The organism is Cellulophaga sp. 20_2_10, from assembly GCF_023476645.1.
In the GTDB taxonomy this organism is placed as follows: Bacteria; Bacteroidota; Bacteroidia; order Flavobacteriales; family Flavobacteriaceae; genus Cellulophaga.
In genome coordinates this window covers 142,549-165,561 of record NZ_JAMCOJ010000005.1, presented here as the reverse complement: position 1 = coordinate 165,561, position 23,013 = coordinate 142,549, and the positions used below count along the sequence as shown (strand labels likewise).

The 23,013-nt window shown below is 32.4% G+C and carries 17 protein-coding genes and 1 tRNA gene; 14 read left to right on the top strand and 4 right to left on the bottom strand.

All coding sequences use genetic code 11. The features are described from left to right. Nucleotides 1–2: 2 nt before the first annotated feature. Entirely contained in the window at nucleotides 3–3,086 is a 3,084-nt protein-coding gene (locus M4I21_RS11480; protein WP_249559305.1) for a SusC/RagA family TonB-linked outer membrane protein, read from the bottom strand. Nucleotides 3,087–3,346: 260 nt separating this feature from the next. Here M4I21_RS11480 and M4I21_RS11475 point away from each other — a divergent pair, with 260 nt between their 5' ends. Then, nucleotides 3,347–4,219 carry an AraC family transcriptional regulator gene (locus M4I21_RS11475; RefSeq protein ID WP_249559304.1) on the top strand — a complete coding sequence of 291 codons (873 nt, stop codon included), beginning with the start codon at nucleotides 3,347–3,349 and terminating at the stop codon, nucleotides 4,217–4,219. Here the strand turns inward: M4I21_RS11475 and M4I21_RS11470 are convergent. Then, nucleotides 4,216–4,743: an RNA polymerase sigma factor gene (locus tag M4I21_RS11470; RefSeq protein ID WP_249559303.1), complete on the bottom strand. Its 528-nt coding sequence runs from the start codon at nucleotides 4,741–4,743 to the stop codon at nucleotides 4,216–4,218. The genes M4I21_RS11475 and M4I21_RS11470 overlap by 4 nt on opposite strands. Nucleotides 4,744–4,870: 127 nt before the next feature. On the opposite strand from M4I21_RS11470, the gene M4I21_RS11465 reads away from it, so the two are divergent. The 5 genes from M4I21_RS11465 to M4I21_RS11445 all read left to right on the top strand — a co-directional run bounded on the left by M4I21_RS11465 (nucleotide 4,871) and on the right by M4I21_RS11445 (nucleotide 14,932). Beyond that, nucleotides 4,871–6,007, top strand: coding sequence for a FecR family protein (locus tag M4I21_RS11465; protein ID WP_249559302.1), 1,137 nt, complete (start codon nucleotides 4,871–4,873; stop codon nucleotides 6,005–6,007). 96 nt (nucleotides 6,008–6,103) lie between these two features. Continuing rightward, nucleotides 6,104–9,571: a TonB-dependent receptor gene (locus M4I21_RS11460; RefSeq protein WP_249559301.1), complete on the top strand. Its 3,468-nt coding sequence runs from the start codon at nucleotides 6,104–6,106 to the stop codon at nucleotides 9,569–9,571. A gap of 12 nt (nucleotides 9,572–9,583) precedes the next feature. Next, on the top strand, nucleotides 9,584–10,927 hold the full coding sequence (locus M4I21_RS11455) for a RagB/SusD family nutrient uptake outer membrane protein (protein ID WP_249559300.1): 1,344 nt from the start codon (nucleotides 9,584–9,586) through the stop codon (nucleotides 10,925–10,927). Between the two features lie 183 nt (nucleotides 10,928–11,110). Beyond that, nucleotides 11,111–13,927: a M16 family metallopeptidase gene (locus M4I21_RS11450; RefSeq protein ID WP_249559299.1), complete on the top strand. Its 2,817-nt coding sequence runs from the start codon at nucleotides 11,111–11,113 to the stop codon at nucleotides 13,925–13,927. A gap of 165 nt (nucleotides 13,928–14,092) precedes the next feature. Continuing rightward, nucleotides 14,093–14,932: a DUF4328 domain-containing protein gene (locus M4I21_RS11445; RefSeq protein ID WP_249559298.1), complete on the top strand. Its 840-nt coding sequence runs from the start codon at nucleotides 14,093–14,095 to the stop codon at nucleotides 14,930–14,932. A gap of 64 nt (nucleotides 14,933–14,996) precedes the next feature. On the opposite strand, the gene M4I21_RS11440 is transcribed toward M4I21_RS11445, so the two are convergent. Together M4I21_RS11440 and M4I21_RS11435 are read right to left on the bottom strand one after the other, a co-directional pair. Beyond that, nucleotides 14,997–15,073: transfer RNA gene (locus M4I21_RS11440), tRNA-Ala, on the bottom strand. A gap of 9 nt (nucleotides 15,074–15,082) precedes the next feature. Next, nucleotides 15,083–15,886, bottom strand: coding sequence for a universal stress protein (locus tag M4I21_RS11435; RefSeq protein ID WP_249559297.1), 804 nt, complete (start codon nucleotides 15,884–15,886; stop codon nucleotides 15,083–15,085). 129 nt (nucleotides 15,887–16,015) lie between these two features. Between M4I21_RS11435 and M4I21_RS11430 the strand changes: the two genes are divergently transcribed. The 8 genes from M4I21_RS11430 to M4I21_RS11395 all read left to right on the top strand — a co-directional run bounded on the left by M4I21_RS11430 (nucleotide 16,016) and on the right by M4I21_RS11395 (nucleotide 23,001). Further along, nucleotides 16,016–16,516, top strand: a complete 501-nt coding sequence (locus M4I21_RS11430) for a GNAT family N-acetyltransferase (protein WP_249559296.1) — start codon at nucleotides 16,016–16,018, stop codon at nucleotides 16,514–16,516. A gap of 12 nt (nucleotides 16,517–16,528) precedes the next feature. Beyond that, nucleotides 16,529–17,863, top strand: coding sequence for an MATE family efflux transporter (locus tag M4I21_RS11425; RefSeq protein ID WP_249559295.1), 1,335 nt, complete (start codon nucleotides 16,529–16,531; stop codon nucleotides 17,861–17,863). Between the two features lie 30 nt (nucleotides 17,864–17,893). Further along, on the top strand, nucleotides 17,894–18,661 hold the full coding sequence (locus M4I21_RS11420) for an enoyl-CoA hydratase/isomerase family protein (protein ID WP_249559294.1): 768 nt from the start codon (nucleotides 17,894–17,896) through the stop codon (nucleotides 18,659–18,661). A 6-nt stretch (nucleotides 18,662–18,667) separates the two neighbouring features. After that, nucleotides 18,668–19,150, top strand: coding sequence for a DUF4199 domain-containing protein (locus tag M4I21_RS11415; RefSeq protein WP_249559293.1), 483 nt, complete (start codon nucleotides 18,668–18,670; stop codon nucleotides 19,148–19,150). A gap of 501 nt (nucleotides 19,151–19,651) precedes the next feature. Beyond that, on the top strand, nucleotides 19,652–19,864 hold the full coding sequence (locus tag M4I21_RS11410) for a hypothetical protein (RefSeq protein WP_249559292.1): 213 nt from the start codon (nucleotides 19,652–19,654) through the stop codon (nucleotides 19,862–19,864). 101 nt (nucleotides 19,865–19,965) lie between these two features. Then, nucleotides 19,966–21,558 carry a SulP family inorganic anion transporter gene (locus M4I21_RS11405; RefSeq protein WP_249559291.1) on the top strand — a complete coding sequence of 531 codons (1,593 nt, stop codon included), beginning with the start codon at nucleotides 19,966–19,968 and terminating at the stop codon, nucleotides 21,556–21,558. Between the two features lie 5 nt (nucleotides 21,559–21,563). Next, nucleotides 21,564–22,337 (top strand): universal stress protein, encoded by a 774-nt coding sequence (locus M4I21_RS11400; RefSeq protein ID WP_249559290.1) that lies wholly within the window; start codon nucleotides 21,564–21,566, stop codon nucleotides 22,335–22,337. A 34-nt stretch (nucleotides 22,338–22,371) separates the two neighbouring features. Beyond that, nucleotides 22,372–23,001, top strand: a complete 630-nt coding sequence (locus tag M4I21_RS11395) for a carbonic anhydrase family protein (RefSeq protein WP_249559289.1) — start codon at nucleotides 22,372–22,374, stop codon at nucleotides 22,999–23,001. The last annotated feature ends 12 nt before the right edge of the window (nucleotides 23,002–23,013 follow it).

The following is a 23,013-nucleotide window of genomic DNA, read 5'->3' as shown; positions in this document are numbered from 1 at the left end:
ATTTAAAAGGTTAGTTCTACGCCTAAAGTCCAGTTTCTTAACTTAGGATAACCACCCCAATAAATACCGTCTCCGCCTAATTCAGGATCATAACCCTTAAAATCTGTTATGGTGAATAGGTTGGTTCCGTTCATAAAAATTCTACCTTTTTTAAACCAAGCCGTTTTTAAATCTTTTATGTTGTAACCAATAGATACGTTTTGTAGGCGTACAAAGCTTCCTTTTTCTATAAAGTAGTCCGACATATAAAGTGTACGACCATCTCTTAAACTAGGATAGTTGTTGGTATTGTTATCCTGTGTCCAACGTAAAGGTGTGTTGCTAGGCTCGCTAAATGCTTTGGTGTTAAAAATATCTTGACCAAAACTACCGTTAAAGAAAAGCGAAAAGTCAAAGTTTTTGTAGCGACCATTAAGATTTAAACTTGCCGTAAAATCTGGATTAGGATTTCCAATTATTGCACGGTCATCTTCATCTATAACTCCGTCTTCGTTTAAATCTACATATTTAAACTCTCCTGGTTGTGCTAAATCTCCGTTTAAGCCGGCAGCTAAACCTTCGGCTTCAGACTGTACAATACCATCTACTTTATAACCGTAGAACACATTTATTGGTTGCCCAATAGCTAAGATGTTTGGTATAGAGCGGAAAGCTTCAACTTGATTTCCAGAAAATTCATATTTAACCCCAGTTAGAGCATCAGTATTTAAACCAGATGACACAGCGTCTCCTAGGCTAACTACTTTGTTTTTGTTTCTAGAGAAAATGAACATTCCGTTTAGCCCCCAATCTTCCTTATTAACCATAGTGCCATCTAAAGTTACTTCTACCCCTTGGTTTTCTATTTCACCATCATTAACCCACATTTTATCATAAGAAGAAGAAGGAGAAAGTAAACGCTCACGTAATAAATCTGATGTATGTTTTTTGTAGTAATCTGCAGTAACTTTTAATCTGTTGTTAAAAAAAGCAAAGTCGGCACCAATATTAAACTGTTCTGTAGTTTCCCATTTTAAATCTGGGTTAGGAATACCGCCCCAGGTTTTTTTGCCACTTTGACTATCTTGACCCACTACATAACCAGGACCAATTGTTGTTTGCCAACGACCGTTTACATAGTATTGGTCTTGTCCATATCTACTATTAATTAAGTATGGAGAAATACCTTGATTACCAGATATACCGTAACTAGCACGTAGTTTAAATTCGTCAAAAATATTTAGGTTGTCTATAAAATCTTCTTTGTGTAGTTTCCAAGCTAACGCACCAGAAGGGAACATAGCCCATTGGTTGTTTTCTCCAAATTTAGAAGAACCGTCTGTACGTATGGTAAATGTTGCTAAGTACTTATCATCATAACCATAGTTTAAACGACCAATACCAGAGTACATAACAGTTTCAGACAGGCTATTGGCTACAGATTGCTTTTCTGGGTTACCAGCAGCAAGGTTGCCATTGCCTAAAGATTCGTTTAAAAAATCATACGCTTTTAAGTCAGACGTCCTAGCCTCGTACCCTTGGTAAGAGAAACCAGCCATAGCTGTAAAATCGTGCTTGTCTTTATACGTATCATTATACGTTAAAAAAGTTTCTGCAACAGTTTCGCTATTCTCCCAATTGTTAATGCCACCAGAACCGTTATTAAACGTACCGTCTTCTGTGTAAATTTTCGGATTGTAATAATCTGTTATAGAACGACCGTATTTGTGGTTAACCTGAGTTTTTAATTTTAAAGTTTTTGTAAAATCAATCTCTATAAAAGCAGAACCTATAAAATCTAAAAATTTATTTTTATTAGTTCTGTTTTCTACTAAAGCTATAGGATGAGAATAATCTTGAGAACCCGCTAAAAAGTAGTCGTTAAGTGGGTTGCCTTCTTGGTAAATAGGAAAAATAGGATTACGCCAGTAGGCTAAATCATTATTGTTGTTTTGGTTTCCTTTAGAGTAGATAACATTAGCACCAACGGTAACTTTATCATTATAAATTTTATGAATTACATTTAAGTTAATGTTTAGTTTTTCATAATCATTATTAATGTAAACACCTTCATTAGTATAATATGTAGTACTTAAGCTAAACTGTGTGCGGTCTGTTTGGCTACGTATAGCAACGTTAGTGTTGTTAGATACAGGATCACGAAAAACAGCATCATCCCAACGAGTATTGTATTTCCAATCTCCGCTTTTAAGTTCACCTACAGATGGGTAATACACGCCATTTGCATCTTTAGCACCAATGTAAATTGGAGTAAAGCCACCGTTAGTTCTGCTCTCGTTACTTAGTTCTGCCATTAACACAGGATCTCTCCAAAGGTTAAGATCAGATGTAAAACTAGAATAAGTATTCTGCTGAGAAACGGTAACTTCTGTGGTGTGTTTAGCGCCTTTTTTTGTTGTAATCATAATTACACCATTGGCACCTCTAGAACCGTAAATTGCAGAAGCAGAAGCATCTTTAAGTACTTCCATAGAAGCAATATCTTGTGGAGATATTTGTTTTAAATCTCCAGCGTAGCCAATAGGGAAACCATCTACCACAACAAGCGGGTCATTACCACCGCGTAGAGAGCTACCACCTCTAATTCTTATAACTGCGCCAGCTCCAGGATTATCAGAGGGGGTAGTTACTTGTACACCAGCAACCTGTCCTTGTAATAAACCGTCAATAGAATTGGCAGGTTTAGAGGGTATGTTGTCCATTTCTACAGAAGTAACAGAGCCAGTAATATCACTCTTTTTAACAGAGCCATAACCAACCACAACAACTTCAGATAATTGTTGTAAGTCTTCTTCTAAAAGAATAGTTACAATCTTGTTTTCTGGTATCGAAATCGTTTTAGTAACAAAGCCAATGTAAGAAACTACAAGTAGATCTTGAGTGCTGTTAACATCAATAGAAAAGTTTCCGTCAAAATCTGTTGTTACACCATTTGTAGTAGAACCTTTTTCCATAATGGTGACACCAAGTAAAGGAACTCCGTTGTTAGATTTTACTGTTCCGGTTACGTTAATTTGTGCAACTCCAGAGAAGCCAAAAATTAAGAAAACAATAAAAATTATGCTTTTTTGAAATTCATATTTCATTAGTTCATAAGTTTAATTAGTTAGTAATTAAGTTGTTTACAAAAGAATAACATATCGTTAACAATAATTTTGTAAATGATGTCAAATAATGATACTTATATGAATTTAGGTGATAAAATGTCATATTTTTATAAAATATTAGTGTCTGTTGTAGTGTTTTTTTAAGTTATTTTTATTTAATTTGATAATAATTGTAGCTTTTTATTTACAATTTAATATAATTAGGACGTAATTTTGATTAAATACCTTATGATACTATTATGAACAAAGAAGCGCGTATTTTAAGGGAATTAGTGCCTATATCTGAAGATGATTTCTTTATTGTATTAAATCATCATTCGGCTAAGTTCGATTTTCCCATACATTTTCATCCCGAACTAGAGCTTAACCTGGTATTAAATTCATCAGGGAAAAGAATTATTGGTGACTCTATACAGGAGTATAAAAATTGCGATTTGGTATTGGTAGGGTCCAATACGCCGCATGCGTGGACAGGAGTAGATGAAAACACGGAAGCACATGTTGTAACAGTGCAGTTTCATGAGAAGTTTTTATCCGAGTTGGCATTAAACAGAAAGCTAATGTTATCTATTAGGGGCCTTTTAGAAAAGTCTAAAAGAGGTATTTTATTTTCTAAAGAAACTTTAGCTGTGTTAAAACCTAAAATATTGCGTTTGTCCGAGTCTCAAGATTTTGACTCGTTGCTTAACTTTTTGTCAATACTTTATGATTTGTCTATTGCCCGCAATACAAAAATGCTGGCATCTCATTCATACGTAGATTATTATACCATACATAAAAGCAGAAGAATAGAAAAAGTAAACAATTATATTAAAGAGAATTTGCACCAGAAAATACTTTTGAAAGATGTAGCGGGTTTGGTTAATATGTCTGAGTCTGCCTTTAGTCACTTTTTTAAAAAAAGCACAAATTCTTCATTCTCTGACTATGTTAGTGATTTACGTTTAGGGCACGCAGCAAGGTTGCTTATAGAAACAGAACGTTCTATAAACGAAATTTGTTTTGATAGTGGGTTTAATAATATATCTAACTTTAATAGAACTTTTAAACGAAAAATGGGGTACACGCCAAGCCATTTTAGAGATCAACAGAAGTTGATAACTAAGCATTAGTTTTTAAAGCCTTCTTTAATTTTTTTATATGCAATTTGTAGTTGTGCATCTACAGTTTTTTCAGAGATATCTAACTGTTTTGCAATCTCTTTATATTTTAAATTTTCTTGTTTACTAAGTCTTAAAATTTCTTGACATCTAGGGGGTAAAGACTTTACTATGGCCATCAGTTTTACGAGTCTTTTGTTAGATTCTTCAATGTCTTCAATTAAGTACTCCTGGAGAGCAAGTACCTTAAATTCATCAACAAAAGAGTTGTGCTTTTTATGTATTCTGTATTGGTTTATGTAATTATTGTACGCTATTTTATATAAATAACTTTTAGGAGAGACATTTTTTTTAAGCTTTTTTCTTTCCTCCCAAATAGTAACAAAAGATTGCTGCACTATATCTTCTGCGTCTGTATAATCCTTAGTAAAGGTTGTGATATATGCCAACAACGGTTTATAATAGCGCTTAAAGAATAGTTTAAAAGCGTTACTGTCACCATTGTAAATTGCAGATGCTAGCGATATATCAGTCATAAATTATTGCGAAAAAAGCACTTTTTTAAGTGAATATAAATCAATTGTGAAAAAATAAATAAATTTATGTTAGGGGATTATTATCTTTTTCTCGTATTGGCAATATAAAGCTAATATTTAAGGTGTTTTGGAAGAACTTATACAAAAATTTATAGATAACACAATTTCTAAAGAGGAATTAGACCTACTTAAAAAATGGTCAAGTGAACCAGAAAACAATGCCTTGTTGCAAAAATACACCAAGGATGAATATAATTTAAATTTAGCGCTTCAGGATGTAGATTTAGACTTGTCCCTAGAAAGTGTATTGCAAAAAATAAATAATGAAGAAAAACCAACAAAGCGTATCTGGCCAAATGTATTAAAGTATGCAGCAGTAGCTTTATTATTTGTTAGTGCAACTTATGGAGCCTATATGTTTAGTTTGTTTAATACAGAAGAAGATTTAAAAAGCGAAATAACATTAGAGTTAAATGATGGAACCATTAAGCCTCTTAATATAAGTGAAAAAATATTTTTTAATGTAGCTAAAGATAAAAGTAAGGTACAACAAGAATATACTAAACTCGTATATGAAAATAATGAGCAAGAGGGGGAAGCGCTAGTTTACAATAAGTTAAGTGTTCCTTACGGTGAACGTTTTCAGGTGTTATTATCAGACGGTACTTCTGTTTTTTTAAATGCGGGTAGCTCATTAAAATATCCTGTGGCTTTTAATGACCCAAAAAGCAGAAAAGTGTACTTAAGCGGAGAAGCGTATTTTTCTGTTGCTAAAAATAAACAAAAACCATTTTTTGTAGAGAGTGAAAACATAAATGTAAGTGTGTTAGGTACAAAATTTAATATGTCTACTTACGCTAATGAAAACAATAACTCTGTTGTACTGCAAGAAGGTAGTGTTAAGGTTAAAACAAACAACACGTTAGTAAAAGACTCTTTGTTGTTAGTGCCTGGAAAACAAGTAAAACTTGTAGATGATAAATTACTAACCGAAGATGTAAATGTAAATAAGCATATTGCTTGGGTAGACGGTAGTTTACTTTTTATAAATGATAAGTTTCAGAATATTATTCTAGAATTAGAAAGACACTATAATGTTACAATTATTAATAAAAACAATGCACTTAATAGTATTAGGTATACTGCCTCTTTTAAAAAGGGAGAAGCATTAGATAATATTTTAGAGCTATTTAAAGAAAACACAAATTTTGAATTTATAATTAAAAACAATGTAGTAACTATAAATGAACATAGAATGAAATAGAAAAACGAAAAAAAACGGGAAATGCGCCAACATTCCCCGAATAGTTAAAATGTCGATTAAATAAGCTGAATCACCAACCTAAAATCATGTAAAAATATGAAAAAAAATGATGGAAAAATGCCCAATAATTGGGTGTTTATGAAGATAGACCTAAAAATGAAGCTCTCCTTTTTACTTTTTGTTACCGTAATGTTTCAAATGCTTGCTAGTGAAGGCTACTCGCAAAAAACAAAAGTTACGCTAGACCTCGAAAATGTTAATCTATTTGACGCCCTACAAGAAATTGAGGCTAAAACAGGATTAAGTTTCTTTTTTAAAAATACAGACGTTAATTTAAATAGTAGAGTAACTATAAAAGTTAATGATAAAAAAATAGGACCAACCTTAGAAGATTTATTTAGAGGTTCTGGCACCATTTTTAAGATGAAAAATAATCAAATCATTTTATTGAATAGCGCTAGAAAATCTATCGATATAAAAGATAAATTAGAGATTGTTTCTCAGCAATTTGAAGTAAAAGGAAAAATCGTTGATAATAATGGGGTTCCTCTTTTAGGAGCTACAATAGTAGTAAAGGGAACAGGTAGAGGCGTTTCTGCAGATGGAAATGGAAAATATACCATAGTAGCAAACAATGCTAATGATGTTCTGTTGTTCTCTTATATTGGTTTTGAGGATTTTGAAACACCTATTGATAATAGATCTACTATAAATGTGACTTTAAAAGAGTCGGTAGAAAAGATGGAAGAAGTAGTTTTAATTGGCTACGGTAAAGTAAAAAAAGAAAATTTAACAGGGTCTGTTTCAACAGTAGACGTAAAAAACATTGTAAACCAAGCGCCAACAATAAACTTAGACAATGCTTTGCAAGGACAAGTTGCAGGGGTTTATGTTTCTAGTTCATCGGGTCAGCCAGGTGCAGCAGCAAGAATTAGAATAAGGGGAACAACTTCGTTGTTGGGTTCTAATCAGCCTTTATATGTTATAGACGGTATACCAGTAGTGCCAAATAGTAATATACCAGCTGGTGGTACAGAAGGAAGCAACCTTGGGAACGAGTTAGCTCAAGAGGGTTTAAGCACACCAATTGGTAATATAAATACGGCAGATATAGAATCTATTAGTATATTAAAGGATGCTTCGGCTGCAGCTATTTATGGTTCTAGAGCAGCAAATGGAGTTATTATAATTAATACAAAACAAGGTACATATTCTGGAAAAACGAAGTTTGATGCCAGTGTTTCTTTTAGTAGTCAAAATGCACAAACATTAGATGTATTAAACACAGCGCAGTTTAAAGATTTATGGACACAGGCAGTGACAAATGGAACTAGAGATGATGCCTTTGCTCGTAATGTTTTGGATGGTTCTTACTTTGGAGATGCAGATACGGATTGGGAGAAAGAAGTTGGTAGAGGCACACCGTTAGCTACTGCTTATAATCTGAATGTATACGGAGGATCCAAAACTACTAGATATAGTGCGTCTTTGGGTGTTAATACACAAGATGGTGTTTATGATAATGCGGGGTTTGATAAGTATACATTTAACACCAACTTAGACACTAAAATTAATGACCGCTGGTCTTTTGGAACAAAATTAAATGTTTCATCTACCGACCAAGAATCTGTAGATGGTGGTTTAACACAATTAATTTATAATTTTAGGCCAGACTTACCAGTTTTCGATGAGGATGGAAATTACTCATTTTCAAGTCAATTTAACTCAGAGAATCCTGTAGCCCGTTCAAAAGCCACAAGTGCAAACAAGACATTACTTGTATTAGGTTCTATTTATACACAAATAGAATTGGCAAAGGGTTTAAGTTTTAAAACTCTTTTCTCTCTTAATTATAACAGTGGAAACCAAACTAGTTTTTATCCATTATATACAGCAGTAGGTGGTTGGAGTAGATTGGCAGGTGAAGGTGATGGTTATGCTCAAGAAAGTAGAAGTAGGTATACAAATACACTTTTTCAAAATACATTAACATACGAAGCCTTTTTTGGTAAACATAATTTAAATACTGTGTTGGGAGCTTCTTTTGAGAAAAGTAAATCTTCGAATATAAAAGGTTGGGGAGAAGGTTTTTTTAATGATATTTTAACCAATATTAATAGTGCAACAGTTTATACGGATGCTTCTTCTTATGAAACTGGTTCTGGTTTAGAGTCTTATTTTGGACGTGTAAACTACGATTTTGATAATAAGTATTTACTAACGGTATCAGCAAGGGTAGATGGTTCTTCTAAATTTGCGAAAGATAATCAATATGCATTTTTTCCTGCAGCGGCATTAGCTTGGAGAATCTCTGGGGAACCTTTCTTAAGAGATAGTAAGGTTGTGGATGAGCTAAAACTAAGAGCTAGTATGGGTAAAACTGGTCAGCAAGATTTTGGAGATTACGCTTGGAGAACATTGTATGAAACCGAAGATTATGGGCCAGATCCTTCTGTTATATTAACACAATTAGGAAATGATAAGTTAAAGTGGGAAACTACAGATCAGTTAGATTTAGGTTTAGATTTTTCTTTATTTGAATCTCGTTTTTCTGGAACACTGGGTTATTATACAAAAGATACCAAGGACGCATTATTTACAGCTATAACTCCTGGTAATACGGGAACAAATAGAGTAATAGCAAATATTGGAGATACAAGAAATGAAGGGTATGAACTAGAGTTAAAAGCAAGTATTATAAGAAAAAAAGACTTTAAATGGAATTTGTCTTTTAATATAAGCAAAAACAAAAATTCACTTACTAAAATATCAGATGATTTTAGGGATGAAGAAGGTTTCTTAACTGGTTTTCCGGGAGGAGGTAGACTTAAAGAAGGGAGCCCAATAGGACTTATTTATGGGTATGCTGCAGATGGTCTTTTTCAAGAGCAATCAGAAATTGATGCTCTAAATTCAGGTTCAGAAACAGGAGTTTATCAAAATAGCTTAACAGCTCCAGGAGATATTAAATTTCTAGATATTAGCGGTCCAGACGGTGTTCCGGATGGTAGAATTACCAATCTAGACCAGCGTGTATTGGGAGATACACAACCAGACTTTTTTGGAGGTGTTAACAACACATTTAATTATAAAGGTTTTTCATTATCTACATTTTTTACTTTTTCTATTGGTAACGATTTAGATGCTTTTGGCTTAGCTAGGGGTACTAATTTTGCAAGTACTTTTATAGGTGAAAATAAAATAAACACTGTTTTAAATGCTTGGACTCCAGAGAATACAAACACAGACATTCCAAGAGTAGTTTATTTTGATCCTAATAATAATGATAGAGTTTCTAGTCATTATGTGTATGATGCTTCTTACTTAAGATTAAAAACGGTGAATCTTAGTTACAATTTTTCTAAGCATTTAATAGATCAATTAAAAGGTATAGATCGTGTATCTGTTTATGTAACTGCGCAAAATTTGTTTACAATTACAAATTACCCTGGAGCAGATCCAGAGGCTTCAAATTTGTATAATAATGACATTAGTGCGGGTAGAGATAATAATCGTTTTCCTATTTCTAAGGTTTTAACAACAGGGGTAAAAATAGGATTCTAAAAATATACAGCTATGAAAAAAATAATAATATATATATCAATACTTTCTTTAATAACATCTTGTGAGCTAACAGATGTTTTAGATAATGACCCTCCAAACAATTTAGTGGCAGAGAACGTTGTGCAGAACGAGACAGATGCAAAAGCATTGCTTAATGGAGTGTATACAACTATAACATCTCGTACAAATGCACTTTATTATATGTATACGGAGTTAATTCCTAGTGCAATGGTTGGTTCAATGAGTCAAACAGGAGGAGGTTCTATAAATGGTCAGTTTTCTGTTAACGATGTTCTATATGATAACTTTTACGTAAGAGATTTATGGCTTGTTTTTTATAAAGTTATAGATGCCTCTAACAACTCAATAGTATTAACTTCTCAATTAACAGAAGATCAGATTTCTGCTTCAGTAAAAGAAGAAATTATCGGTGAAGCACATTTTTTACGTGCAATGGCAACTTTTGATGCTCTGCGTTACTTTGGTCAATTTTTTGATTCTAGTAGTAATTTGGGTGTAATTTTACGTACCGAGCCATCAAACTTTGTAACAAGAAATAAGAAAAGAAGCACTGTAGAAGAAACATATGCTCAAATTTTATCAGATATTGAAGTAGCTTTAGAAAAAGCTCCAGATTACTCAGTATCATATAGAGGGTCTAAAACTGCAGCAAAGGCATTAAAAGCAAAGGTATTATTGTATCAAGGTAAATATGCAGAGGCAGCTGCTGTCGCAGATGAGGTTATAACTGATGGTTTTGTTAGTTTAGAGCCAACTTTTGAAGCAGCTTTCTCAAATGGATTAAATTCTTCAGAAATGATTTTGATGACTTACAGAGATGAAAATTCTGATAGTGAAGACAACAACCGTAAGCGTTTTTATTTTGGTAGAGTAGCTAGTGGTTGGTTTACAGATTTAATAGAAGGAGACCCTAGGCAAGCACTTACTTATTCTGGTTCTAGTGTTTTAAAAACAAATAATACGGAGGCATTTAGGCCAACATATTTTATGCGCTTAGCAGAGATGTACTTAATAAAGGCGGAAGGCTTAGCCTTTAGTGGTGCTAGTTTAGAAGATAGTAGCGCTCCGCTAAATATTATTAGAAATAGAGCAACTATTGGAGATTCGCCAGCAACTACTATGGAAGAATTAAAAGATGATATTTTTAATGAAATAACGCGTGAACTAGCCTTTGAAAATGGAAGTGAATGGTTTGCAGCGATACGTTTTAATAAAATTATGACCTTAAAGCCAACAGTAACAAGCTCTAACCAATACATACTTCCTATTCCGGAAGAGGAGATTAATGGTAATGGGTCTATTACATTAGCAGACCAAAATCCTGGTTACGAATAACAAAAACTGAGTTAGTTTTTAAGTTTTTAATAGGGTTGCTTTTTGGTGGCCCTATTTAAAAACGCTTAAACTTTTCAATCCTTATTTACCACTGTATTTCAATAGCTATAGTGTACAATTTTATAAAAGAATATGTGCCTTAGTTAGCTATACAGTAACATAAAAACTATAATCTTATATAAAATGAAGAAAACAGTAAGCACAATTTTTGCTCTTTTGTTTGTGGGGGCTTTTACGCTCTGTGCACAACAAAAATTAAATTTGGAAGATCCAATACCAACAGATCCATCAGTTAAAGTGGGTGTGTTAAAAAACGGACTTACATACTATATAAAACAGAATGCAAAACCAGAGAACAAAGCAGAAATGCGTTTGGTACTTAATGCAGGTTCTATTTTAGAGGATGAAGACCAATTGGGTCTTGCTCACTTTATAGAGCATATGGCTTTTAATGGAACTAAAAATTTCGAAAAAAATAAACTGATAGACCATCTGCAAAATCTAGGAATTGAATTTGGAGCAGACTTAAATGCGCATACAAGTTTTGACGAGACAGTTTATAAATTATCTGTACCAACAGATAATAAAGAGGCTTTTGGGCTAAGTCTTCAAATACTAAGAGACTGGGCAGATGGCATTACATTTTCTGATGAAGAAATAGATAATGAGAGAGGTGTGGTTGCAGAAGAGTTGCGTTCTAGAAGTGGCGCAGGTTCTAGAATGTACTATAAATCTTTACCTATTTTAACTAATAATTCTAGATATGCAAATAGAGCTCCAATAGGTACATTAGATGTTATAATGAATTCTGAGTATAATGCTTTAAAACGTTTTTATAAAGATTGGTATAGGCCAGATTTAATGGCAATAGTAATGGTGGGTGATTTTAATTTAGAAGAAACTGAAGCTAAAATTAAGTCTATGTTTAGAACGCTTAAAGGTCCTAAAAAACCAAAAGAAAGAGTGTATTATAAAGTGCCATCAAATGCAGGGATTAAGGTATCTTCTCAGGCAGATAAAGAAGCTAGAGGAGTTACGGTATCTATTTACTACAAGCAAGAGAAAGAGCAAGAAGTAACTCTTAAAGACTTAAAGCAAGACTTATTGCAAAAAATGTATTCCGGAATGTTACGCCAAAGATTAGCAGAAATACCTATGGCGGGCAATGCTCCTTTTTTATCTGCAAAGGCAGGTATTGGTAAATTTTTAGGTAATATTGATAGTTACTATTTAAAAGCAGACCTTAAAGAAAAACAGATAGAAGAAGGCATAGAACGCTTGCTTGAAGAAAGCGAGAGAGTTCATAGGTTTGGCTTTACAACAACAGAGTTAGAAAGATATAAGACAAGGCTATTAAACAGTGTGTTTGCGGTGATAAAAGAAAAGGGTAAGGTCTCTTCAAAATTTTATCTGGAGCAGTACATAGATAACTTTACAGACAAAGTTTCAATTCCTAGTGAGACTTTTATATACAATTTTTATCAAAAAATATTCCCAACAATAAAAGTAGAGGACTTAAGTAAAGTTGCAGAAAAGTGGATTACGGAAGACAATATATCGGTAGTTATAAATGCTCCAGAAAAAGAAAATCTAATAGTGCCAGATACTAAGGCTATAACATCAGTTTTTAAAGCAGTTAAGAATAAAAAAATAAAACCTTATGTAGATACTTTAGGAGATGTTGTACTGCTTAAGAAGAAACCAAAAAAAGGAACTGTCGTTGCAACCGAATTTAATAAAGAATTAAATGTAACAACTTGGAAACTTGCTAATGGAGTTACTATTTTGGCTAAACCAACTACACTTCAGAATGATATGATTAGTATGACAGGTTTTAGGCCGGGAGGCAGTTCCACCTCTTCTGCAGAAGATTATGTGTCTGCTAGAAATGCAGGGGATATCGTAGGTTCTAGTGGAGTTAATGATATTTCTGCTATTAATTTAAATAAATTAATAGCAGGCAGAACAGTAAAGGTAACTCCTCGTATTAATTTTTATGACGAATTATTTTCGGGTAGTAGTTCTTCTGAAGACTTAGAGTTAATGTTGCAATTGTCTTACTTGTATTTTATAGCTCCAAATAAAGATGAAAGTGTTTTTAATTCTAGAAAATCTAGAATGTTAGCTCTTTATAAAGACCAAGATGTAAGTCCTGATGCTTATTTTGAAAAGAAAAAAGCTCAAATAATGACGCAGAATCATTTAAGAGGTGTTCCTTTTACAGAAGAACAGGTAAAAGAGGGTTTGCAATTTGATAAGGTTTTTGACTTTTATAAAGGTCGTTTAAAAAATGCTAATGACTTCACTTTTGTATTTGTAGGTAGTTTTGATTTGGAAGATTTAAAAAGTAATGTAATCCAATATTTAGGAAGCTTACCTTCTAATACAAATGAAAATAGTGATTGGGTAGATTTTGGATTAAGACGTCCTGAGGGAGTTATAAAAAAAACCTTTTATAAAGGGTCAGAGCAAAAGAGTAAAGTCGATATTAGCTTCACTGGAACATTAGATTTTTCTTTAAAAAAGCAAAAAAACATTATGCTTTTAGGCAAGGCTTTAAAGATTAAATTAACACAAGAGTTAAGAGAAAAAATGGCAGGTGTATATGGAGTTCAGGTATCTGGATTTGCAACAAATAAACCAAATAGCTGGTATAGATTAAATGTTAGATTTACATGTGCACCAAAAAATGTAGAAAAATTAAAGGACAAAGTTTATGAGGAGATTAATAAGATAAAAGCAAACGGAGTTTCTGAAATTGATTTACATAAAATAAAAGAAGCAGAAGTTGCTAATAATACATCTAATGCTAAGTATAATTCTTATTGGAGTTATAAACTAAAAAATGTTATTGAGTATAATCTTGATATGAGTGATATTTTAAATTTTAATGATGATATAAAAAAGTTAACATCTAAAGATTTTAAAGAAATAGCAAATACCTATTTTGATGAAGCTAATCTTGTAGAGCTAATTTTAATGCCAGAACAAAAAAAATAAAACCACCTTTTTCCCAAAAAAGAAAAGCCTCTTTGGAATTACTCTAAAGGGGCTTTTAATTTTTGAAAACTACTTTTTACAATAACCTGTTTTATGCATCGTTATGTAATTTGTAACCATATAAATGTAGCCCTTAGCTTACATTTATAATGTACCAAACAATATATGACTGATTCCCAATTTGAGAGGTGTAAACAATGCCTAAACCGGAAGAGAGCTGTTGATAATAAAGAAGGTATTTGCAATATAAAAGGTAAAAACTTAGATTTTGTTGGCGTTTGTTTTGATTATGATGAAGACCCTCAGGTTGTAGTAGGGACCACAAATAAAAGAGAAGCTATTAAACCAAATTTAGAAAGGGCTAAAATTGCTCAGGCACTTATTTGGGTAGTTATGGCGTTAGATGCTGCTTCAGCATTTTCATCTTACCTGCAGTATAACTTATTACTTTTGCTAAAAAATGAAGAATATGTATCAGATCTGGTATTAGATTCTAATGATAATAGAGAGCAAATAATTGCTCTTATGTACTTAGTTGCTTTTGTAGTGTCAATAGTTACCTTTTTACGATGGTTTAGAAGAGCGTATTATAATTTAAATATTAGGGTAAATTGTAGTCATTTTGAATGGTGGGCAGTAGGTGCTTGGTTTGTGCCAATTATTTCTTTATTTAGGCCGTATCAGATAATGAAAGAAATGGACTTAAAAACAACAAATCTTATAAATTCTAAAACAAATAACCAGGTAAAGAGTGATGTAACTGTTATTGGTTTGTGGTGGGCATTATGGATTATATCTAATTATATAGGGCAATATCTTTTTAAAATGGTTTCTAAAATACAAACTATAGATGGGTTTTTAAACAGTACTTTAGTAGAAATTATAAATTCTATTTTAGGTGTTGTATTGGCTGTTGTAACTGTAGTTACAATTAGATCTTATTCTAAAAAGGAAACAATGATTGATGAAATAGAGAATAGAGAAGCTAGGACTCTCAATTTGTAGAGCTATAAAACATATAAAAGCCCCTTTAGAAAACTCTAAAGGGGCTTTTGTTTGTAAAGCAATATGGTGGAGAATACCGGAGTCGAACCGGTGACCTCTTGCCTGCCAGGCAAGCGCTCTAGCCAGCTGAGCTAATCCCCCAAAAAGAGCTTAGTCTTTTTTAACGCTTAAAACCAATACAGGTACTGGTGCATAAAATTCAGATTTAGAAATGGTATTCTTTTCCCATAATTTTTTAAAAAAACCACGCTTTCTTCTAAAAACACAAAGCATATCAGGGTGTTTCGTTATAAAGTGCTCTAAAACACCGTGGTACGTAGTTACGTTTTCTGTAAGTGTCATTTTGGAGCTAATATCTAAAAGAGCGGTATCTACCCTTAAATCATCATCTGTATATCCAGGAGTTTTAACCAATAACAAGTTAACACTACTATTAAATTGTTTTTTAATGGTAATTAATGGGGTAAGTATTCTTTTGCGTTTTAAAATACCAGATTTAAACGCTGTAAGTATAGATGTTATAGGTTTAAAAACATATCCTTTTGGTACTATTAACGTAGGAATATCTGTTTTTTTAATAATTTTACCAGAGGTGTTGCCAAGGTAATTACTCTCGTTAACATCATTGCTTCTGGGAGCCATAATTATTAAGTCTATTCCTAAAAATTCTTTGTCAATTTTTTTAAGACCTTTTATAATATCACCCTGGTAGGTTGCAATTTTTATTTCAGTTCCTTTTTTATCAACCTTACTAATTATGTCTAATAATTGTTCTCTATTCTTTTTTTCAATTTTGTCTGTAACATTAGCTAAACTACCAGCTCCGGCAGAAATTACAGTAAAAACTTCCATAACATAAATGGTAGCATCAAAATTTTCAGCAAAATCTACTGCATATTGTAATGTTTCATAACTTTCTGTAGATGTCCCTATAGGAACCAATATATTCTTCATTTTTCTATACTAAGTTTAATTAGGTTATTATATGCACATTTTACCTTGGTTAAAGGTGTATTAAAAATACGGGTACATTTTATCAGTTGTATTTTATACTCTAAATTTACAATTTAATTTAGACCTCGAATGATTCGTTTAGCAAAAAAATTAGAAATAGATAAAATTATTGCTGTAATAAAGGCTTGTGCTGCTTTTATGATTAAAAATAGCATTTACCAATGGAACGAGCATTACCCAAGTAAACAAGCTTTTTTAAATGATATTGCACAAGGAGAACTTTATGTTTTAGAGATCGATGAAAGAGTTGTGGGAACCATTGTATTAACTACCCATATGGATAATGAGTATGTGCCTATAAAGTGGCTCACAAAAAATAACGCTAATCTGTACATACACAGATTATCTGTGCATCCAGAGCATCAAGGTAAAGGATATGCGCAAAAAATGATGAGCTTTGCAGAATCTTATGCAAAAGAAAGTAAGTTTGCTTCTGTTCGGTTAGATACGTTTAGTGCCAACAAGCGTAATGTGCGTTTTTACGAGGCTAGAGGTTATAAAAGACTGGGAGATATTTATTTTCCAAAGCAAAGTGAACAGCCTTTTCATTGTTACGAACTAGTTTTATAAAGTCACTTTTTTTTGAAAACAATTGTAAATTTTAGAAATATTAACAGACTTGCTATACCAGCTACCATTGCAGGTATATCTGAGCCATTGTTATCTATTACAGATGCGGCCATAGTGGGTAATATTCCAGAATACGGACTAGAATCTTTGGCGGCGGCAGGTATTGTGGGGTCTTTTTTATCTATGCTTATTTGGATATTAGGGCAAACTAGAAGTGCTATTTCTGCCATAATTTCTCAGTATTTAGGAGCTGGTCGTCTAGAAGAGGTTAAAGCACTACCAGTACAAGCTATTTTTTTTAATATTCTACTAAGTATTGTAATTCTATTGTCTACTGTTTTTGTTGTAGAAGAAATATTTGTGTTTTTAAAAGCAAAAGATAAAATTTTAGAGTTCTGCGTTTCCTACTACGGCATTAGAGTTTGGGGTTTTCCATTAACGTTATTTACGTTTGCGGTAATGGGTATTTTTAGAGGCTTGCAGAATACAAGTTGGCCAATGGTTATTGCTTTAATAGGTGCAGTTTTAAATATATTTTTAGATTATATTTTTGTGTATGGTGTAGAAGGTGTTTTGGAGCCAATGTATTTAGATGGTGCTGCCTGGGCAAGTTTACTATCACAAGGGGTAATGGCAATAATTGCGTTTTTCTTACTTCTTTTAAAAACGGATATTAGTTTAAAACTGCGTTTTCCGCTTCATCCAGAATTAGGGCGTTTGGTAATAATGAGTTTAAATTTATTTGTAAGAGCATTATCATTAAACATAGCATTAATATTAGCAGTACGCGAGGCTACAGATTTAGGAGATAGGTTTATTGGTGCGCATACCATAGCTATAAATGTATGGCTATTTTCGGCCTTTTTTATAGACGGTTATGGAGCGGCAGGCAATATTTTAGGAGGTAAGTTACTAGGTGCAAAAGACTACTCTAGTTTATGGAATTTGGCAAAAAAAATAGTACAGTACGGAGTAATAGTCAGTCTGGTATTAATGGTTTTAGGCTTTGTATTTTATCAACCTATAGGAAGAATTTTTTCTAACGAACAAGTGGCATTGGATACTTTTTACTCGGTTTTTTATATTATAATTTTAGGCTTACCTATAAATTCTATCGCTTTTGTTTTTGATGGCTTATTTAAAGGTTTGGGAGAAATGAAATACTTGAGAAATACACTATTAGGAGCAACTTTTTTAGGCTTTGTACCTATGCTGTATTTGGGAAAACATTTAGGTTGGGGTTTTACAGGAATTTGGATTGCTTTTACGGTTTGGATGCTAATAAGAGGAGTAGCATTGGTGTTTAAATTTAACTCAAAGTTTCGTCCCTTCTTACAAAAAACGTAATTTTGATCTTAGGAAATTAATAACACCTTTATGGGCACAACTAGAACAAGTGGTAGTTTATATACCAGTATAGATAATAAAGTAGCAACAATAGAATTCGGTCATCCGGCTAGTAATTCTTTTGTAGCGGAATTGTTAGATCGGTTAACAAAAGAGATACAGAAATTATCTGTAGATACTAATGTTGCTGTAATTGTTTTAAAGTCCGAAGGTGAAAAAGCTTTTTGTGCAGGTGCTTCTTTTGATGAGTTAATGGAAGTAACAAACTTAGAAGAAGGACAACAATTTTTTAGTGGTTTTGCAAACGTTATTAATGCAATGCGGACGTGTAAAAAACTAATAGTAGGTCGTGTTCAAGGTAAAACTGTTGGGGGTGGTGTTGGTTTGGCAGCTGCGTGCGACTATGTTTTTGCTACAGAGGCAGCATCTATAAAATTATCTGAACTCTCTATCGGTATTGGTCCTTTTGTTATTGCACCAGCCGTAGAACGTAAAATAGGTAAAAGTGGTTTAGCAGAACTGTCCTTAGCGGCTACAGATTGGCAAAGTGCTTATTGGGCAAAAGACAAAGGTTTGTTTGCAAAAGTATTTGAGTCTAGTAAAGAAATGGATAAGGAAATTTCGATTTTCATAGAAAAATTAGCATCATACAACCCAGAGGCATTGCAAGAAATGAAAACTATATTGTGGAATGGAACAGAAAACTGGGATGCTTTACTAAGAGAGAGAGCAACAATTTCTGGTAAATTAGTTCTATCGGACTTTACAAAAAATGCATTATCAAAATATAGAAAATAAGCAGATATGAATAAGTTTAAAACTGAGATAAAATGGGGTTTTATCTTTTCTGGTTGTGCACTTTTATGGGCTTTGTTTGAGAAACAAATGGGATGGCACTCAGAGCTTATTAATAAACAATTAATGTATACAAACTTATTTGCTTTGGTAGCGATAGTTGTATTTGTGTTGGCTTTGTTAGATAAAAAAAAGAACGATTTTAAGGGTGAAATGACTTGGAAACAAGGATTTATTAGCGGTATTGTATTAAGTGCTGTTGTAGCTTTGTTAAGTCCGGCTACGCAGTACATAACGCAGGTTTATATTTCTCCAGAGTATTTTTCTAATATTGTAGCATACATTGTAGAGGCAGGTAGAATGAAAGAAGATAAGGCACTTGAGTTTTTTAATTTAAATAATTATATACGACAGGGCATATTTACAGCGTTATCTATGGGAGTAGTAACGGCAGCAATAGTTTCGTTTGCCTTAAAAAATAAAAAACAATAAAATTTTTAAACCATGGGAGGGGATTTAGTTTTTCCATTATTAGCATTATTTGTAGTAGCAGTTTACGTTTTTAACAGAGTTAAAAACAGTAAAAAATACAAGAGAAAGTAACTAGATTATTAGAGTTGTATGCTTGTGTTGTTATATGTCTTTCTGGGATACTCTATATAAAAGTTTATCCTAAAAGAAGAATGTTATTAGCACATCAAAATACCTTAAATTAACCTGTAGTATTTAATTCACCTTGCTTTTGGGCGGTGTTATTACAATGGGTGTAACTTGTGTGTATAAAAATATTTATTTTAACTAATTGATAATCAGTAAAATAATTAAAACACAAAAAACTTAACAATTTATTAATACACTTCTGTTGCAGTGTTAAAAGCGTAGAATATTATCTTTGCAACTTTCCGAATTTTAAATGTAATGTCTAAAAAGATTATTTCCATATTTTTCACTGTGCTTTTCGTTGCGTTTTTATCTGCGCCAACGATTATCAAGATGGTTAATGATTCTATAGATATTTCTATTTTTTATTCAATCTCTGAAGAAGAGGAAGGTCATAGTGCTAAAAAGTTTTTGACAGCAGATAATTTTTCAGATATAAATATTTCTTTAGTAGAAAAGAAAAACAAGCAAGGGTATTCTTTTAAAAAGTACCCAAGACCTCTTATAAACCTTGTTTCACCACCTCCCGATTTTTACATATTATAATTAGACTTTTTTGTGACTATACATTTCGGTGTAGTTGCTATTAATTTATTAACTCCTCTTGACAAAAAAAATAAGTCTAAGAGGACAATATTCTATTTAATATGTTTAAAAATTTAAAAAGCGACTTACCAGCGAGTATTGTCGTATTCTTTGTTGCATTACCTTTATGTTTAGGTATTGCATTAGCAAGTGGTGCACCTTTATTTGCAGGTGTAATTGCAGGTATCATTGGTGGTGTAGTTGTAGGTGCTTTAAGTGGCTCTAGAGTTGGAGTAAGTGGACCAGCTGCTGGTTTGGCAGCCATTGTTTTAACGGCAATTGGGACTTTAGGTAGTTATGAAAACTTTTTAGTTGCTGTTGTTTTAGGAGGTGTTATACAATTGGTTTTTGGAATTTTGAAAGCTGGTATTATTGGATATTATTTTCCTTCTTCTGTAATTAAAGGGATGCTAACAGGTATTGGTATCATTATTATTTTAAAGCAAATTCCACACTTTTTTGGTTATGATTCAGAACCAGAAGGGGCAGATAGCTTTGTGCAAGCAACAGGTGAGAATACATTTTCTGCTATTCTTAGTATTTTTGATAATATAGCTGTAGGGCCAACTGTTGTTGGGCTTATAAGTTTAGGTATATTATTATTATGGAGTAATGTTTTAATAAAAAAGGGGAAGATTTTTGAAGTTGTTCAAGGTCCTTTAGTAGCTGTAGCTGTAGGTATTATTTTTTATACCTTAACTAAAACTAACGATGTTTTTGGTGTTTCTGCTATACACTTAGTAAGTGTGCCTGTACCAGATAGTTTAGATTCTTTTATAGGTCAATTTAGTTTTCCTAATTTTTCAGCTATTACAAATCCACAGGTTTGGGTTATAGCATTTACAATTGCTTTAGTTGCAAGTTTAGAAACATTACTTTGTGTAGAAGCTACAGATAAGATAGATCCAGAAAAAAGCGTAACACCGACGAACAGAGAATTACTAGCTCAAGGTACTGGTAATATTATTTCTGGTTTAATAGGTGGTTTGCCTATTACCCAAGTTATTGTGCGTAGTTCTGCAAACATACAATCTAATGGAAAAACAAAAATGGCTGCAATTTTACACGGTTTTCTACTGTTAATCTCTGTTGTTCTTATTCCTACATTGTTAAATATGATTCCGTTATCTGTTTTAGCAGCAATTTTATTAATTGTAGGTTATAAGTTAGCAAAACCAGCATTGTTTTTTAAGATGTATAAGTTGGGTTGGAAACAGTCTATACCATTCTTTGTTACTGTAGGAGGTATTGTTTTTACAGATTTATTAGTAGGTATTGCTTTAGGATTAGCTGTAGGAGTTGTTGTTATACTTCTGAAAAGTTACCAGAATTCACATTTTCTTCATATTGAAGACAACAGTAACGGAAAGCATAAAATAAAAATGACACTTGCAGAAGAGGTTACCTTTTTTAATAAAGGAGCTATTTTAAAAGAATTAGATAGCTTGCCTAGAGATACTTATTTTGAATTTGATGTTACTAAAACAAGATATCTAGATTACGATATTATAGAGATTTTAGAAGATTTTGCATTTAAAGCAAAAGAAAGAAATATAGATATCAAATTAATTTCAAAAAGAGGAATAGTAGAAAATCCAGACAGTTTTATAGAGTTTTTCAAGTTAAGACCTAAATCTAATATTAGTTTAAGTTAAAACTTATGATAAAAAATAAATATAAAATTTTAGTACTATCAGATTTAAAAAAGACAACAGTTTCAACATTAAAAAGCACTGTTAATCTTGCTAAAATGATAGGCGGCGAAGTATCTTTTTTTTACGTAAAAAAACCTTCGGATGTAGTTCTTAGGGACAACCAACTGTCTGCGATGCGTTCTATTAATGAGCAATACAGTAGCACAGATAATATAATTAGTGCAATTGTAAAGCCAATTTCTAAGGTTACAGATGTAAAAATTAAGTATAGTTTTTCTTTTGGAAATATTAGGAACGAAATTGCAAAACAGATTGAAGAGCAAAAACCAGACATAATTGTTTTAGGTAAAAGAAAAGCTAAAATAGTGAATGTTATCGGTGACCATATTACAGATTTTGTTCTAAAAAATTACAAAGGCGTAATTATGATTGCGGCTAATGATGGAACGGTAGAGCCTATAAATGCCTTGTCTTTAGGGGTTTTAAGTGAAGGTGAAGAGCATTTAAGTTTTAAGTTTACAGAAGATTTAATGAAGCATAGTCAGCAACCAGTAACATCATTTTCTGTTGTAGAAAAAGGGAGTAAGCTGCAAGAGTCTGTAAACTCTAAAAATGCTGTTGAATATGTTTTTGAGCAAGGGGATAATACAATAAGCAATATATCTAAATATTTAGTAAAAAGTAATATTAATTTGTTGTGTGTAAATAGAGCCACAAATGGCATACGTAATGTAATAGATAAAACAAACGTATCATTACTATTATACGCAAACGCTTAATTACATATTACAGTAACATTTAAAAATAAAATATATGAAAGCACATACAAAAGAGACGCAGTCAACAATGACTCCAGAAAAATCTTTAGAATATTTAAAAGAAGGAAACGTAAGGTTTCAGAATAACTTAAAAGCAAACAGAAATTTATTAGAGCAAGTAAATGACACTAGTGATGGTCAGTTTCCTTTTGCAACTATTTTAAGTTGTATAGACTCTAGAGTATCATCAGAATTGGTTTTTGATCAAGGTTTGGGAGATATTTTCAGTGTACGTATTGCTGGTAACTTTGTAAACGAAGATATCTTAGGTAGTATGGAGTTTGGTTGTAAACTAGCTGGTACTAAGTTAATTGTTGTTTTAGGGCATACGAGCTGTGGAGCAATTAAAGGAGCCTGTGACAATGCAGAATTAGGAAACTTAACTGCAATGTTAGCTAAAATTAAGCCTGCTGTAAATGCAGTAACAGAGCCTAAAGAAGAAGATTTGCGTAATTCTAAAAACTTAGAGTTTGTAGATAATGTTGCTGCTAAAAACGTATTACTTACTATAGACAGAATTGTAGCAGAAAGCGAAGTTTTAGCCGAAATGCAAAGCAAAGGAGAAGTGAAGATTGTAGGTGCTATGTATGATATTAACTCTGGAGCTGTTAATTTTTATGAATAATAGTTATAAGAA

Coding starts and splice junctions, on each gene's coding strand:
- M4I21_RS11480 (WP_249559305.1), bottom strand. CDS start 3,086: ATGAAATATGAATTTCAAAAAAGCATAATTTTTATTGTTTTCTTAATT.
- M4I21_RS11475 (WP_249559304.1), top strand. CDS start 3,347: ATGAACAAAGAAGCGCGTATTTTAAGGGAATTAGTGCCTATATCTGAA.
- M4I21_RS11470 (WP_249559303.1), bottom strand. CDS start 4,743: ATGACTGATATATCGCTAGCATCTGCAATTTACAATGGTGACAGTAAC.
- M4I21_RS11460 (WP_249559301.1), top strand. CDS start 6,104: ATGAAAAAAAATGATGGAAAAATGCCCAATAATTGGGTGTTTATGAAG.
- M4I21_RS11455 (WP_249559300.1), top strand. CDS start 9,584: ATGAAAAAAATAATAATATATATATCAATACTTTCTTTAATAACATCT.
- M4I21_RS11450 (WP_249559299.1), top strand. CDS start 11,111: ATGAAGAAAACAGTAAGCACAATTTTTGCTCTTTTGTTTGTGGGGGCT.
- M4I21_RS11445 (WP_249559298.1), top strand. CDS start 14,093: ATGACTGATTCCCAATTTGAGAGGTGTAAACAATGCCTAAACCGGAAG.
- M4I21_RS11435 (WP_249559297.1), bottom strand. CDS start 15,886: ATGAAGAATATATTGGTTCCTATAGGGACATCTACAGAAAGTTATGAA.
- M4I21_RS11430 (WP_249559296.1), top strand. CDS start 16,016: ATGATTCGTTTAGCAAAAAAATTAGAAATAGATAAAATTATTGCTGTA.
- M4I21_RS11420 (WP_249559294.1), top strand. CDS start 17,894: ATGGGCACAACTAGAACAAGTGGTAGTTTATATACCAGTATAGATAAT.
- M4I21_RS11415 (WP_249559293.1), top strand. CDS start 18,668: ATGAATAAGTTTAAAACTGAGATAAAATGGGGTTTTATCTTTTCTGGT.
- M4I21_RS11410 (WP_249559292.1), top strand. CDS start 19,652: ATGGTTAATGATTCTATAGATATTTCTATTTTTTATTCAATCTCTGAA.
- M4I21_RS11405 (WP_249559291.1), top strand. CDS start 19,966: ATGTTTAAAAATTTAAAAAGCGACTTACCAGCGAGTATTGTCGTATTC.
- M4I21_RS11400 (WP_249559290.1), top strand. CDS start 21,564: ATGATAAAAAATAAATATAAAATTTTAGTACTATCAGATTTAAAAAAG.
- M4I21_RS11395 (WP_249559289.1), top strand. CDS start 22,372: ATGAAAGCACATACAAAAGAGACGCAGTCAACAATGACTCCAGAAAAA.